Genomic DNA, 12,384 nt, shown 5'->3' on the forward strand with positions numbered 1-12,384 from the left:
CGCTGGTGTTGTCGATCGCTTCCTGAGCGGCTTCGGCCTCGGCGATCATCGCCACGCAATGACGGTAATAGACTTCGCCGACCTCGGTCATCCCGAAATGCCTGGTCGAGCGCTGTAGGAGCCGGCTCTTCAGCCTTTCTTCGAGCAGCGCAACACGGCGGCTGAGCGTGGATTTCGGAAGGCTAAGAGCACGCCCGGCAGGCGCGAACCCGCCATGTTCAACCACCCGGGCGAAATAGTAGAGGTCGTTGAGGTCCTGCATATACCCGTTCCATTTTTGGAACGGACAGTACCGAATTAGGCAACTACAGGCAAATTCGTTCCATCAGTATGTCTTCAGCCAACGGGGCCGTTGCCTCGGTCAACCCCCAAGGAGATATAGCCATGGCAAAGAGTTCGCCGCCACCTTTTCAGCCCTTCGCTCCGCCGCGGGGTCTTTGCCTTCAGCGAGTTTCTTGCGAGCATCCGCGGCCTTGAGCCTGGCATCGGCGAGGGACAGTCCGTCCTTGCCTTTTCCCTTGGCCGGTCCAAGGCCAAGCTCTCTGCGCTTGCTGGTGCCACGCACACGGTAAAGGAAGATCCATTGGCGTCGGCCATGCACACCGGCCTCGATCACGAGGTAAAGCCCTCCACCATCACCGTGGCGGCCGGGCTCCGTAATGGTTTCCGCCTCGCGCGCGGAAAGCTTGTGCAACTGTCTTTTGGCCATCTCTCCGCCCCACCATCCGCCCCACCATTGAACACGGATCGCGGTGAATTCCGGCGGAGTTCCGCGAACGTTGGCAGACTTTCGAGGGAGGGATTATAGCTGAATCAACAGATACTTAGAAGCTCATCCACGAACTAGGGCGACCACCCGCGAAATCGCACCGCAACCGTGGTGATGCCAGCCGCGCCCCCCAATTTTTGAGAAATTTCCTGATGTTGTACGACCGCCCGCTTTGGCGTGCGGCGTTGGTGACGCTTGGGAACAATCCTTTCGCCTGACGCTCAACTAAACTGCGCCGGGGCAGATCGGCGTTTTCCACCGTTTTTTGCCGCCATGGAACCCGCGAAACCGCGCCGCGGAAGCAACTGCAAAAATGAATCCGCGAGTGTTGCGCGCCGTTCCTAGACGACGCATGGCCCATAATCTTAGGTGTCGGCGCGCCGGCATGGTTGCACCCTGCTCCCGCGCGTATCCATTGCAACCGGCAGGAGCGGTTCCATGGCTGACGACACAATTGCCTCGATTATTCCCCTTCATCAGATCCCGCTGGAGAAGAGGGATAAAAAGAGCGTGAGACGCGCGAAGGCTTACCGCCCGCGCAAAAAGCGGGCGAAGGCCGCTGCAACAGAGCGCGAATCTCTTTCTTCCGAGTCGTTCATACCCCCGGAATTTTTGCCGACAGAAGAGGCAATTTCGGAACCGCCCGTCACGCCGCCATCGGCCGTGACGACCCATCCGAGCGAAGCGGTCGCGTGCTCGCGCGACTACCTGGCTCCCGTTCTTTTGTCGATCGCGGCGCTGGCCCTTGCCGCCGTCGGCATCACGATCAACGGCTGGTTTGCCCGATCACTGGGATCAAGCGACGCCGCGGGATGGCTTTTCCTTGCCGTTGGCGTCGCCGCTGACCTCGTCGCCCTTGTCATGCCATCCTGCGCCGCCGGCCTATGGCGAACGGGGCAGCGTGCGACCGCGCTGGTAGGCTGGGCGCTCTGGCTGATGACATTCGTGTTCGCGGTAACGGCGGGCATCGGCTTCGCATCCACCAATATCAGCGACGTGGCGATCACGCGTGCATCGCGCGTCACCCCCGCAATTACAAACGCGCAGGCCGCGCTGACGGACGCGATGGCCGCCCGTGACCGGGAGTGCAAAGGCGGCGTCGGGAAATTCTGCCGCGAACGCGAAGCGGCCGTCGCAGAACGTCGCCAGGTCGTGGACTCCGCCATGACGGCTGTCGGGCAGACCGCGGACCCTCAGAGTGACGCGGCGATCAAGCTTGTTACGTGGGTCTCCCGCGGCCTGTTGCGGCCGACGCTCGAAGACTTTGCCATGCTCAGGCTTGTCTTGCTGGCGTTGCTGCCGCAAATCGGCGGGATTCTGATCATGGTCGGACGCCACGCCGCACTGAAGCCCGCATTAACGCATCAAACGAGCACGACATAAAAAACGGACGCGCTTTCGCGCGTCCGTTTCGTTTTGGCTTCCTTGGATGATTTTGATCAGGCGACCTTAGGCGAACGGTTGCGCGAGTTGCGCTGAAAGAACAGCGCCTGGCTTGCTACCGCCGATACCATCGCCGGCTGGAACGGCTTTGAGATCAGGAAGGCGGGCTCCGGACGCTCACCGGTCAGGAAGCGCTCGGGATAGGCGGTGATGAACACCACCGGCACCTCGAAGGTCCGCAACAGTTCGTTCACGGCGTCGAGACCCGAGCTGCCGTCGGCCAGTTGAATGTCGGCGAGGATCAGACCGGGCCTCTTGTTCTTGGCCAGCGCCACCGCATCCGTGTGCGTGCGCGCGACACCAATCACGTTGTGACCGAGATTTTTGACTAGGCTTTCGAGATCCATCGCGATGAAGGTTTCGTCCTCGATGATAAGAACATCGGTGGCGATTTCCGCGGCCATCTCGCGCCCGGCCGTATCGGCGAGCTTGCGTGCCTCCGGTACGTCGACGCTGAGAATGAAGGCGACTTCCTCTTCCGAAAAACCTTCCAGAGACAGGAGCAAGAACGCCTGACGCGGCAGAGGGGTGATATTTGACAGTCGGCGCTCCGGCGGCATCGGCAGCGTCGTCACCTCAGGATCTTCGTTGATCGAAACCGAATTCCAGATCTGGGTGAACAGCCGGAACAGGCCAGCGCGAGCGCCATGGCCTTCATCGAGCAAGGATGGATCCTGAAGCAGCGCCTCCAGCATGGCTCCGACGTAGGCGTCACCCGAGGACTGATTTCCTGTCAATGCGCGGGCATACCGGCGCAACAACGGCAAGTGTTCGGCAACGAGCTGTGATCGGGACATCCCCACTCCGTCTATTTCCTGGGTCAAACCTTTCAAATGGGGACCGACCCGATACTCCCCAAGTGCGGAATTTACGCCCGACTGGGGGAAAAGTTCCCCTCGTTCGCGGAACTTTTATGCCAACTTCGAATTAGGCCTTGCACGGAAGGAGCCGAGGCATGGGTCATTTCGAGGATTAGCCGTGAAAATACAGAAGCTTAACCCCCGGGGAAGCGTGGGACAGGACATGAAGGAAGCAAAAAAGCAGGGCGGCCTGAATGCCGAGATCCAGTCCAGAATCGGTCATCAGTTGCGCGCCATGTACGACGATGTTGTCCGGCAGGGCGTTCCCGATCGGTTCGTCGAGTTGATCCGCAAGCTTGATGTCCCTGAGGGTAGTCCCCACCTGAAAGATGCGGGCACAAAAGACGGAGGGGAGTAATGCCTCTCACCGATTCACTGCGCGACGACATTCTGGCGTCGGTACCGAGCTTGCGCGCCTTCGCAATTTCGCTTTCGGGTAGCGGCGATCGCGCCGACGACCTGGTGCAGGAGACGTTGTTGCGTGCACTCGCCAACATCGACTCCTTCCAGCCGGGCTCGAACCTGCCGGCCTGGTTGTTCACGATCCTGCGAAACCTGTTCCGCTCGGATTACCGCAAGCGGCGCCGCGAGGTTGAGGATGCCGACGGCAGCTACGCCAAGACTTTGAAAGCCCAGCCGGCGCAGAATGCCCACCTGGAGTTCGAGGAGTTTCGCACGGCGCTCGACAAGCTGCCGCAGGACCAGCGTGAAGCGCTGATCCTGGTGGGTGCTTCCGGCTTCTCCTATGAGGATGCGGCGGCGATCTGCGGCTGTGCGGTCGGCACCATCAAGAGCCGCGTCAACCGGGCGCGATCCAAGCTCTCCGCACTGCTCTATGTCGACGGCGCCGAAGACTTCGGCCCCGACGAGACGGTACGTGCGGTGATCGGTGGCAGCGGTTAATACCCGCGGCTATCGGACCGGCTTGAGCGGCGCCGAAAATTGTTCGGTCCGGTCTCTTTCCGACATGTCGACGACGGTCTCCATCGGAGCCGTCAATTCATACACGTAACTGACGTCGGTGAAATATCGTTTCGATGTGCCACCGAGCGCCTCGGGCGCGACGCGGTCGAGCAAAATGAGGCTGAAATCGCTATCGGCGCGGCGGGTCGCAGCGCTGGTATTGAACTCCTCCCAACGAAACTGAAAGGTCGTGTCCGGCTCTTCTCCGGACACTTCCCAATGCGCGACAATATGCGGATGCTTGCCGACCAGCGAGAGACCTTCGTCGGAGTGTGAGGCCAGCTCGAAGAACAATAGTGACAATGACTGCGCGGCCCGCGCGCTCACGACAATGTCGGGACCGCTGACGGCGATGCGGTCGGCATGCGGTATCGCCCGCGCTTCGAACAATCCCTTCAGGTTGACGCCCTGCCACTGGCTTTCGCTGAGCAGCGAAACCACGTTGGACATCGCATGAATTCGGCCGATCAGCAGTTCGCGGGCAACGTCGATATCCGCCCCATGGCGCAGCGTGCGCGTCACGATCGACTGGATCACCGCCAGGATATTCTTGACGCGATGGTTGAGCTCGTCGATGACCGCGGTCAGGCGGCGCTCGAAACCGATCCGCACCTGGATTTCGCGGCTCAGGCGCAGGTTATTGTAGGCCACATACCCGAACAGACCGCAGACGATGGCGGTCAAGGCAAGGCCAATGGCCGCCACAATCGCCGCCGTCTGCCGGGCGCGATTCATGGTGTTGGTCTTGGCGTAGTAGGTCAGCGTCCAGTCCCGCCCGCCAAATGAAACCGTCCGGCTCACGGCCGGCGTCGGGCTTTGCGGGTTGGCCTGTCGCGAAACAGCCGCGCCTCCCTCGCCTGCGACCAGTTCGCCATGTTCGTCGCGCGGATCTTTCAGCGCGACCGAGAACAGCGAGAGGTCGTCATTGGTCAGCATCAGCGGGGCGATTTCATAGGAGAAGGTCACGAAGCCGGCCGGCTGCGCTCCGTTACTCTGTAAAACCGGCGCGGCAAGGACGAAGCCGACGGGTCCGTCATGACGCAACAGCGGAAGTGGATCGGACGCTACCGGCTTCATCTCCGACATCGCCCGCGCCAGCATCGGCCCCAGAATGGGATGTTGATCGAGACGGCGGCCCGGAAAATCCATGGTCTCCGCGTTACGCGGTTCGACGTCCATCAACAGGTCGATAGGTTGGGAAAGAGCGGCCGTCTGCAACGGAACGTCGTCGAAACCGCGAATGGTCGGATTGGGAAACCCGGCATTTGCAAGCTCGGTCTGCGCCGCTCCCAGTTCTTCGGGACGAAGCCGTGCGATCCAGCTTGCAATCGCAAAATCCGTCTTGAAAGCGTAGATCGAGGAACGCAGGGGCTCCAGCATATTGGCCTTGATCACCGAAGGTGCCCGGAAAAGGCCGGATGCCACGCTCGCCAGCAGCTCGCGCTCGGTCAAGCGGTCCTGGACCAAACTTGCATGGACGTCGATCGCGCGTGCCAGCGCAATGCCATCGACCGTCAGTTCCTGATCGTGAACGCGATAGGCCGCAAGCCCGGAGAGCAGAACTCCGATCAGGGCGATAAAACCGGTGATGAGACCCAGCCGAACCACTCGTTCACTCAAATAAGAGGCGTTGGAAAATCGATTGAACTACCTCTGACGACGGCCTGAACAGCCATAAATCGGAATGCAGTGAGAGCCAACCATCCTGCATGAGACGGCTGTTATAGTCGATCGGAACGGCGATTGGTGGAAAGCGATCTAACACAGCGGGCAAAGCGACTACCACGCAAAATAGGTTAACGCGTCGGAGGATGCTAACGGCCACAAGCCGATTTTGTTCCCGGGAAGCTTTTTTGTTTCCACGAAGCCTTTTTTGTTTCCAGGGAGGCTTTTTACTTTAAGGAAGTCTTGGCCATTCTGCGAATTGTTGAAGTAAGTGTAACCGAGGCGGAAGTCAGCGCCCCCCGGCCCCGAGCTTCCCGGCGGGCTCGGCTGGTCGCAGACCGCCTTTGGTCTCGATGAAGCCAATGATGCGATCCAAGCCCTCGCTCTTCTTCAGGTTGGTCATGACAAACGGCCGCTCGCCGCGCATCCGCCTGGCATCGGTATCCATCTTTTCCAATGAGGCTCCGACATAGGGAGCCAGGTCGATCTTGTTGATCACCAGAAGGTCCGAGCGGGTGATGCCTGGGCCCCCTTTGGAAGGAATTTTGTCGCCGGCCGCCACATCGATCACATAGATCGTCAGATCGGCGAGTTCCGGCGAAAATGTAGCGGCGAGATTATCGCCGCCGGACTCGATCAGGATCACGTCGAGACCGGGAAATTTGGCACGCATGTCGGCAACTGCCGCCAGATTCATCGAGGCGTCCTCGCGAATGGCCGTGTGTGGGCAACCGCCGGTCTCTACACCCGCGATCCGGTCCGCCGTCAGAGATCCCGAACGAACCAGGAATTCGGCGTCCCATTTTGTATAGATATCGTTGGTGATCGCGGCGATGTCGTAGCGCTGGCGCATCGACTTGCACAACAGATCCATCAGCGCGGTTTTTCCCGATCCAACCGGACCTCCGATGCCGACGCGAAGCGGACCGTGAGATTTAGCCATGTCGAATGCCTCTCCATCGTCGTCCCCGCGAAAGCCGGGACTCATAACCACCAAATTCAATTCCTAGAGCACGCTGGTCCCCAGCTTGCATAACCACGCGCATGTCTGGTTATGGATCCCGGCTCGCGCTCGTCGGAGCCTGTCATCGGGTGCGTATTCGCGCGACCCGTTGGCTCGCTTGGCCGGGACGACAGCACAATAACCCGTCATGACCGGAACAACCGCGTATACTGCGTTTCATGCCGCATGCTGGCGAGATCGGCGCGAAACGTCGCACTGCCGAGATCGTCCAACGAAGCCGCCAGCGCGCGCCTTGCGGTGTCGCCCACGACCGGCTCGAGCGCCGCAAGCAGGCGCTGACTGTCGCTTTGTCCCAACGGGACCAGGCGCGCGCCGGCCGATATCCAGTTCGACGTCACCGCATGCAGGAAGGCGTGAAGCGTCGGCGCGAGCGGAGTAGCATGCGCGGCGCTGACAAGACCAACCGCAACCGGATAGACGATGGCGGCCTTGCAAGAGGCAACGAGCCGATCCAGCAACGCGTTATGCCACGCGGCTCGCGCGATCTCGATGAACGCCCTGCCCTGCGCCGTGGTCTCGAGATGACGCTCGCGCGAGGGTGCAAAGGCGGAAGCAAGCTCGGCGAGATCCGCCAGCAATGCGTGATCACCGGACGACGCGGCTCGGAAGCTGTGCGCCAGAAAGATACAGTCGCAAATCCCGGCGCCATCCGTCAGCATCGAAATGAGCCATTGCCGCAAGGACGTGGCGTCCGTGATGTCACCCGCCTCCACCGCCCATTCGATGCCGCTTGAATAAGAAAACGCGCCAACCGGAAATGACGGCGAGAGCCACGTCATCAGACGGTAAAGGCTGGCCACTTCGCTTTCCGACATATCGGCCGGCCCGGACGCCGGTGCCTCGCTCGATCCGGCCGCCTCCGTCACCACGCTCCGCCGCTTTCCAGGCGGCTTATTTGTCTTCATGAGCATGGGGATGGCCGTCATGATGGTCATGCTCGCAATGTTCGTCGTGCTGAAGATCATGGCCGTGGTCGTGCGCATGGTGATGACCGTGGTCATGATGATGCCCGGCATGATCGTGAGGCGAATGAGCGTGCGACGCATGGTCATGCGTTTCACCGGCCGCGTGCGCGTGGCCGTCACCGGCATAGGCGCCGCCTTCCGGGTCGAACGGCGCTTCGATTTCGATCAGCCGCGCGCCGAGCCCCTTCACCATCGCTTCGATCACGTGGTCGCGGCGGATACGCAAGCCGCGTCCGGCGATCTGCGTCGGCAGGTGACGATTTCCGAGATGCCAGGCGACGCGAACCAGATGCTGCGGATCGCTGCCGCGGATTTCCACCAGCGGCTCCGGCGCCGCGACAACTTCCACCAGCCGGCCGTCCTCGAGCACCAGTGCGTCGCCGCCGCGCAGGGCCACCGCATTTTCCAGATCCAGCAGGAACTCGAGCCCGCGCGTGCCCGCCATCGCCATTCGCCGCCGGTGACGATCGTCGAAATCGAGCACGATGGTGTCGGCCGGCGGATCATCCCAGCGATGTTGGCCGCGAACCTGCGTGGCGCGGATCATAGGCTAATGACCATGGATGGCGTCCTAATACATGAAATAGCGCTGCGCCATCGGTAGCACTTCGGCGGGCGCACAGGTGAGAAGTTCATCGTCCGCGCGCACCTCGTAGGTTTCGGGATCGACCTCGATCTTGGGCGTCGCATCGTTGTGGATCATGCTCTTCTTGGAAATCTTGCGCGTGTTCTGAACGCCATAAAGCTTTTTTTCGATGCCGAGCTTGCGGCCGAGCCCCGAAGTAATGGCGGCCTTCGAGGTGAACACCACGGAGGAAGCGGTGAGCGACTTTCCGAACGCGGCAAACATCGGCTGGTAATGCACCGGCTGCGGCGTCGGGATCGACGCATTGGGATCGCCCATCGGGGCTGCCACGATCGAGCCGCCCTTGATGATGCATTCGGGCTTGACGCCGAAGAATGCCGGCGACCACAGCACGAGATCGGCGAGCTTGCCCTTCTCGACCGAGCCGATCAGTTTCGAGACGCCGTGCGCGATCGCGGGATTGATAGTGTATTTGGCGATGTAGCGCTTGACGCGGAAATTGTCGTTGTCCTTGCCATTGTCTTGCGGCAACGCGCCGCGCTGCTTCTTCATCTTGTCGGCGGTCTGCCAGGTGCGGATGATGACTTCGCCGAGCCGGCCCATGGCCTGCGAATCCGACGACATCATCGAGAGCGCGCCAAGGTCATGCAAGATGTCTTCAGCCGCAATGGTCTCCTTGCGGATGCGGCTCTCGGCAAAGGCGAGATCTTCCGCAATCGACGGATCGAGGTGGTGACACACCATCAGCATGTCCAGGTGCTCGTCGATGGTGTTGCGGGTAAAGGGGCGCGTCGGATTGGTCGAAGACGGCAACACGTTCTTCAATCCGGCGATCTTGATGATATCCGGCGCATGGCCGCCGCCGGCGCCTTCGGTATGGAAGGCGTGGATGGTGCGGCCCTTGAACGCTTTCACCGTGTCCTCGACGAAACCGGATTCGTTCAGCGTATCCGAATGCAGCATCACCTGGACGTCGTAATCGTCAGCAACACTCAGGCAATTGTCGATCGCCGCCGGCGTCGTACCCCAGTCCTCATGCAGCTTGAGCGCACAGGCGCCGCCCTTGATCATTTCAACCAGCGCGGCCGGTCGCGACGCGTTGCCCTTGCCGGAGATGCCGAGATTGACCGGAAACGCATCGAACGACTGGATCATCCGCCCCATGTGCCAGGGGCCGGGCGTGCAGGTCGTGGCATAGGTGCCGTGCGAAGGCCCGGTGCCGCCGCCGAGCATCGAGGTGACGCCGCTCATCAGCGCGTGTTCGATCTGCTGCGGACAGATGAAATGGATATGGCTGTCGAAGCCGCCGGCGGTGAGAATCTTGCCTTCGCCCGCGATCACGTCGGTGCCAGGTCCGATCACGATGGTTACGCCAGGTTGGATGTCGGGATTGCCGGCTTTGCCGATCGCCGAAATCATGCCTTCCTTGATCGCGACGTCGGCCTTCACGATGCCCCAGTGATCGACGATCAGCGCGTTGGTGATGACGGTGTCGGCCGCGCCCTGCTTGTTGGTCACCTGCGACTGGCCCATGCCGTCGCGGATCACCTTGCCGCCGCCGAATTTCACTTCCTCGCCATAGGTCGTGAAATCCTTCTCGACCTCAATGATGAGATCGGTGTCGGCAAGCCTCACCCTGTCGCCAGTGGTCGGGCCGAACATGTCGGCATAGACGGAACGCTTGATCTTCACGGACATGACTTCACTCCGACCGGCTTGCTCATTTTCACAGCTTCCCCATCACTTCGCCGCGAAAGCCATAGACGGTGCGCTTCCCGGCGAGTGCGACGAGATGCACCTCGCGGGTCTGACCGGGTTCGAACCGTACGGCGGTGCCGGCGGCGATATCGAGCCGCATGCCGCGCGCTTTCTTGCGATCGAATTTCAGCGCCGGATTGGTCTCGAAGAAATGATAGTGGGAGCCGACCTGGATCGGGCGGTCTCCGGTGTTGGCGACCGAGAGCGTCACCGTCTTGCGGCCGGCGTTGAGTTCGATGTCGCCGTCCTTGATGAAGAGTTCACCGGGGATCATTTTATCTCCTTTAACCTCTGGATTCCGGCTCTATCGCTTCGCGACAGCCGGAATGACTGGCGTCACCTGATCGGCTCGTGCACGGTGACGAGCTTGGTGCCGTCCGGGAACGTCGCTTCGACCTGAATGTCATGAATCATCTCGGCGATGCCATCCATCACCTGCGCGCGGGTGATCACCTGCGCGCCGGACTGCATCAGTTCGGCCACCGTGCGGCCGTCGCGTGCGCCTTCGACGATGAAATCCGAGATGATGGCAATCGCCTCCGGGTGATTGAGCTTGACGCCGCGTTCGAGACGCCGCCGCGCCACCATGGCCGCCATTGAAATCAGCAGCTTGTCCTTTTCGCGGGGAGAGAGATTCATGCGAGCACTCTGGTGTTATGAAGTTTAGTTAAGCCATAGCCTAGGCAATGACGCACCACTGGCACGGCCCAGCACCGCCATCATATCGGCCCGTAGCCGGGCCGCATCTTGGGCACAGAAGCGGGCCATTGCAAATCCATTCCATGCGGAGATGCCGACCTCGCCGCCGAACGTTGGCGAGAGCTCGCGAATCCGCTCCACGAGAGCCTCATCGCCGGGCACGATCAGCGCCATACCGATCGCGACGCCGCCTTTGGCGACCGCCGAACTTGCGAGCTTGTTGCCGATATCGCCATCGAGCCGGATGTTTTCGGCGAAAACCAATCGGCCGCCGCGGCGGAGCCGCCACCGATCGACAAATTCCCCCGTCAGAATTCGTTCGCCCATCGCGAGCCGGCCGAACACAACGATTTCGCAGAGCAGAAGCGAGGCGGTTTCGGACAGATCGATCTCGAAGCGGCGATGGATCCGCGTGCGGTCGAACAGGATCGTCTCCTGCGGCAGCCACGAAAAATGCGAGCGGCCTTCGGCCCTGAGCGTGACATTCAGCTCTGCCGGCGGACCTCCCCCGCGGTAGATTTTCTCCGCCGCCGCTGTCGTGACAGTCAGCCGCGCATCGCCCGTGCCGGTAATATCAATGTCGAAGCGATCGCCGCCCGCGATCCCGCCCGCGGTATTGACCAGTACCGCCGAAAGCCCTGCATCCTCCGGCGAGGGAAAGCGCACCCGTAACGATCCCGCCTCGTGCAACTCGCGACGGCGCGTCACGCCGTCGACGCCGCTCACATCGAACCGCACCGCGCCCCTGGCGCGGTTGGCGGCGAAAATCGCAGCACTCTGAGGTGTGGTATCGGTCCGCATCCGCCCAACTCTATCCCTACGGGATGTAACAGCGGCCCGCCGCGCCACAGGCCTCTCTCACAAGGCCATCTGACGGCTGATTTCGCCCGGATCGAGATTGCTTCGATCGCAGGCGTATTTCACCGCGCCCCGGTCCATCACCGCGAAATTGTCGCCGAGCTCGCAGGCAAAGTCGAGATATTGCTCGACGAGGACGATCGCGATGTTGCCGAGGCTGCGAAGGTAGGTGATCGCGCGGCCGATATCCTTGATGATCGAGGGCTGGATGCCTTCGGTCGGCTCGTCGAGCAGCAACAATTTCGGCCGCATCACCAGCGCCCGCCCGATCGCCAATTGCTGCTGCTGCCCGCCGGAGAGATCGCCGCCGCGGCGGCCGAGCATCGATTGCAGCACCGGAAACAGCGAAAATACGTCGTCGGGGATGTTGCGGTCCTGGCGCTTCAACGGGCCAAAGCCGGTTTTGAGGTTCTCCTCGACCGTCAGCAACGGAAAAATCTCGCGCCCCTGCGGCACAAAGCCGATGCCCTTGCGCGCCCGTTCATACGGCCTGAGGCCGGTGATGTCGGCGCCGTCGAAGGTGATCGATCCGCCGGAAATCGGATATTGCCCAACCATCGCCCGCAACAGGCTGGTCTTGCCGACGCCGTTGCGGCCAAGCACGCAGGTCACCTTGCCCGGCTCAGCCGAGATCGAGACGCCGCGCAGCGCCTGGGCCGCGCCGTAGTAAAGGCTGATGTTGTCGACCTTCAGCATCGGAAATATCTCTGCGTCGTGATCCCCTCTCCGACCCTCCCCTTTTCAAGGGGAGGGAGAAGCGCGCTGCGGAAGTTTCCTCCCCCTGAAAGGGGGAG

At 61.4% G+C, this 12,384-nt stretch carries 15 protein-coding genes; 3 read left to right on the plus strand and 12 right to left on the minus strand.

What is annotated here, in order from left to right; all coding sequences use genetic code 11:
- The coding region (locus ABSE61_RS23045; protein WP_423873446.1) for a LysR family transcriptional regulator at positions 1-262 on the minus strand (262 nt) is incomplete at its 3' end.
- A 99-nt stretch (positions 263-361) separates the two neighbouring features.
- Positions 362-709 carry an Arm DNA-binding domain-containing protein gene (locus tag ABSE61_RS23050; protein ID WP_423873447.1) on the minus strand — a complete coding sequence of 116 codons (348 nt, stop codon included), beginning with the start codon at positions 707-709 and terminating at the stop codon, positions 362-364.
- Positions 710-1,207: 498 nt separating this feature from the next.
- On the opposite strand from ABSE61_RS23050, the gene ABSE61_RS23055 reads away from it, so the two are divergent.
- The gene (locus ABSE61_RS23055) at positions 1,208-2,152 is read left to right on the plus strand and encodes a hypothetical protein (RefSeq protein ID WP_423873526.1); all 945 of its coding nucleotides are present in this window, start codon (positions 1,208-1,210) and stop codon (positions 2,150-2,152) included.
- A 56-nt stretch (positions 2,153-2,208) separates the two neighbouring features.
- Here ABSE61_RS23055 and ABSE61_RS23060 read toward each other — a convergent pair whose 3' ends face one another.
- On the minus strand, positions 2,209-3,009 hold the full coding sequence (locus ABSE61_RS23060; protein WP_423873448.1) for a response regulator: 801 nt from the start codon (positions 3,007-3,009) through the stop codon (positions 2,209-2,211).
- A gap of 226 nt (positions 3,010-3,235) precedes the next feature.
- Between ABSE61_RS23060 and ABSE61_RS23065 the strand changes: the two genes are divergently transcribed.
- Together ABSE61_RS23065 and ABSE61_RS23070 are read left to right on the plus strand one after the other, a co-directional pair.
- Positions 3,236-3,430, plus strand: a complete 195-nt coding sequence (locus tag ABSE61_RS23065) for a NepR family anti-sigma factor (RefSeq protein WP_423873449.1) — start codon at positions 3,236-3,238, stop codon at positions 3,428-3,430.
- The gene (locus ABSE61_RS23070) at positions 3,430-3,975 is read left to right on the plus strand and encodes a sigma-70 family RNA polymerase sigma factor (RefSeq protein WP_423873450.1); all 546 of its coding nucleotides are present in this window, start codon (positions 3,430-3,432) and stop codon (positions 3,973-3,975) included. Before ABSE61_RS23065 ends, ABSE61_RS23070 begins: the two co-directional genes overlap by 1 nt.
- Positions 3,976-3,984: 9 nt before the next feature.
- Here the strand turns inward: ABSE61_RS23070 and ABSE61_RS23075 are convergent, their stop codons facing one another.
- The 9 genes from ABSE61_RS23075 to urtE form a co-directional block, all read right to left on the minus strand.
- Positions 3,985-5,643 carry a CHASE domain-containing protein gene (locus tag ABSE61_RS23075; protein ID WP_423873451.1) on the minus strand — a complete coding sequence of 553 codons (1,659 nt, stop codon included), beginning with the start codon at positions 5,641-5,643 and terminating at the stop codon, positions 3,985-3,987.
- 346 nt (positions 5,644-5,989) lie between these two features.
- Positions 5,990-6,643 carry an urease accessory protein UreG gene (gene ureG, locus ABSE61_RS23080; RefSeq protein ID WP_423873452.1) on the minus strand — a complete coding sequence of 218 codons (654 nt, stop codon included), beginning with the start codon at positions 6,641-6,643 and terminating at the stop codon, positions 5,990-5,992.
- 206 nt (positions 6,644-6,849) lie between these two features.
- A complete protein-coding gene (locus tag ABSE61_RS23085) occupies positions 6,850-7,635 on the minus strand; it encodes an urease accessory protein UreF (protein WP_423873527.1) in 786 nt (261 codons plus the stop codon).
- Positions 7,616-8,236, minus strand: coding sequence for an urease accessory protein UreE (locus ABSE61_RS23090; protein WP_423873453.1), 621 nt, complete (start codon positions 8,234-8,236; stop codon positions 7,616-7,618). The genes ABSE61_RS23085 and ABSE61_RS23090 overlap by 20 nt, the downstream gene beginning before the upstream one ends.
- A gap of 24 nt (positions 8,237-8,260) precedes the next feature.
- A complete protein-coding gene (gene ureC / locus ABSE61_RS23095) occupies positions 8,261-9,973 on the minus strand; it encodes an urease subunit alpha (protein WP_423873454.1) in 1,713 nt (570 codons plus the stop codon).
- 28 nt (positions 9,974-10,001) lie between these two features.
- Positions 10,002-10,307 (minus strand): urease subunit beta, encoded by a 306-nt coding sequence (locus ABSE61_RS23100; protein WP_423873455.1) that lies wholly within the window; start codon positions 10,305-10,307, stop codon positions 10,002-10,004.
- Positions 10,308-10,369: 62 nt separating this feature from the next.
- Positions 10,370-10,672, minus strand: a complete 303-nt coding sequence (locus ABSE61_RS23105; RefSeq protein ID WP_423873456.1) for an urease subunit gamma — start codon at positions 10,670-10,672, stop codon at positions 10,370-10,372.
- A 24-nt stretch (positions 10,673-10,696) separates the two neighbouring features.
- Positions 10,697-11,533, minus strand: coding sequence for an urease accessory protein UreD (locus ABSE61_RS23110; RefSeq protein WP_423873457.1), 837 nt, complete (start codon positions 11,531-11,533; stop codon positions 10,697-10,699).
- Positions 11,534-11,590: 57 nt separating this feature from the next.
- Entirely contained in the window at positions 11,591-12,286 is a 696-nt protein-coding gene (urtE, locus tag ABSE61_RS23115; RefSeq protein WP_423873458.1) for an urea ABC transporter ATP-binding subunit UrtE, read from the minus strand.
- Positions 12,287-12,384 lie beyond the last annotated feature (98 nt).

It is taken from the genome of Bradyrhizobium sp. (assembly GCF_049519115.1).
Lineage (GTDB): Bacteria > Pseudomonadota > Alphaproteobacteria > Rhizobiales > Xanthobacteraceae > Bradyrhizobium.

Excerpts from the sequence above, each read along its gene's own strand:
- ABSE61_RS23050 (WP_423873447.1), bottom strand. The coding sequence starts at position 709 with ATGGCCAAAAGACAGTTGCACAAGCTTTCCGCGCGCGAGGCGGAAACC.
- ABSE61_RS23055 (WP_423873526.1), top strand. The coding sequence starts at position 1,208 with ATGGCTGACGACACAATTGCCTCGATTATTCCCCTTCATCAGATCCCG.
- ABSE61_RS23060 (WP_423873448.1), bottom strand. The coding sequence starts at position 3,009 with ATGTCCCGATCACAGCTCGTTGCCGAACACTTGCCGTTGTTGCGCCGG.
- ABSE61_RS23065 (WP_423873449.1), top strand. The coding sequence starts at position 3,236 with ATGAAGGAAGCAAAAAAGCAGGGCGGCCTGAATGCCGAGATCCAGTCC.
- ABSE61_RS23070 (WP_423873450.1), top strand. The coding sequence starts at position 3,430 with ATGCCTCTCACCGATTCACTGCGCGACGACATTCTGGCGTCGGTACCG.
- ureG (WP_423873452.1), bottom strand. The coding sequence starts at position 6,643 with ATGGCTAAATCTCACGGTCCGCTTCGCGTCGGCATCGGAGGTCCGGTT.
- ABSE61_RS23085 (WP_423873527.1), bottom strand. The coding sequence starts at position 7,635 with ATGCTCATGAAGACAAATAAGCCGCCTGGAAAGCGGCGGAGCGTGGTG.
- ABSE61_RS23090 (WP_423873453.1), bottom strand. The coding sequence starts at position 8,236 with ATGATCCGCGCCACGCAGGTTCGCGGCCAACATCGCTGGGATGATCCG.
- ureC (WP_423873454.1), bottom strand. The coding sequence starts at position 9,973 with ATGTCCGTGAAGATCAAGCGTTCCGTCTATGCCGACATGTTCGGCCCG.
- ABSE61_RS23100 (WP_423873455.1), bottom strand. The coding sequence starts at position 10,307 with ATGATCCCCGGTGAACTCTTCATCAAGGACGGCGACATCGAACTCAAC.
- ABSE61_RS23105 (WP_423873456.1), bottom strand. The coding sequence starts at position 10,672 with ATGAATCTCTCTCCCCGCGAAAAGGACAAGCTGCTGATTTCAATGGCG.
- ABSE61_RS23110 (WP_423873457.1), bottom strand. The coding sequence starts at position 11,533 with ATGCGGACCGATACCACACCTCAGAGTGCTGCGATTTTCGCCGCCAAC.
- urtE (WP_423873458.1), bottom strand. The coding sequence starts at position 12,286 with ATGCTGAAGGTCGACAACATCAGCCTTTACTACGGCGCGGCCCAGGCG.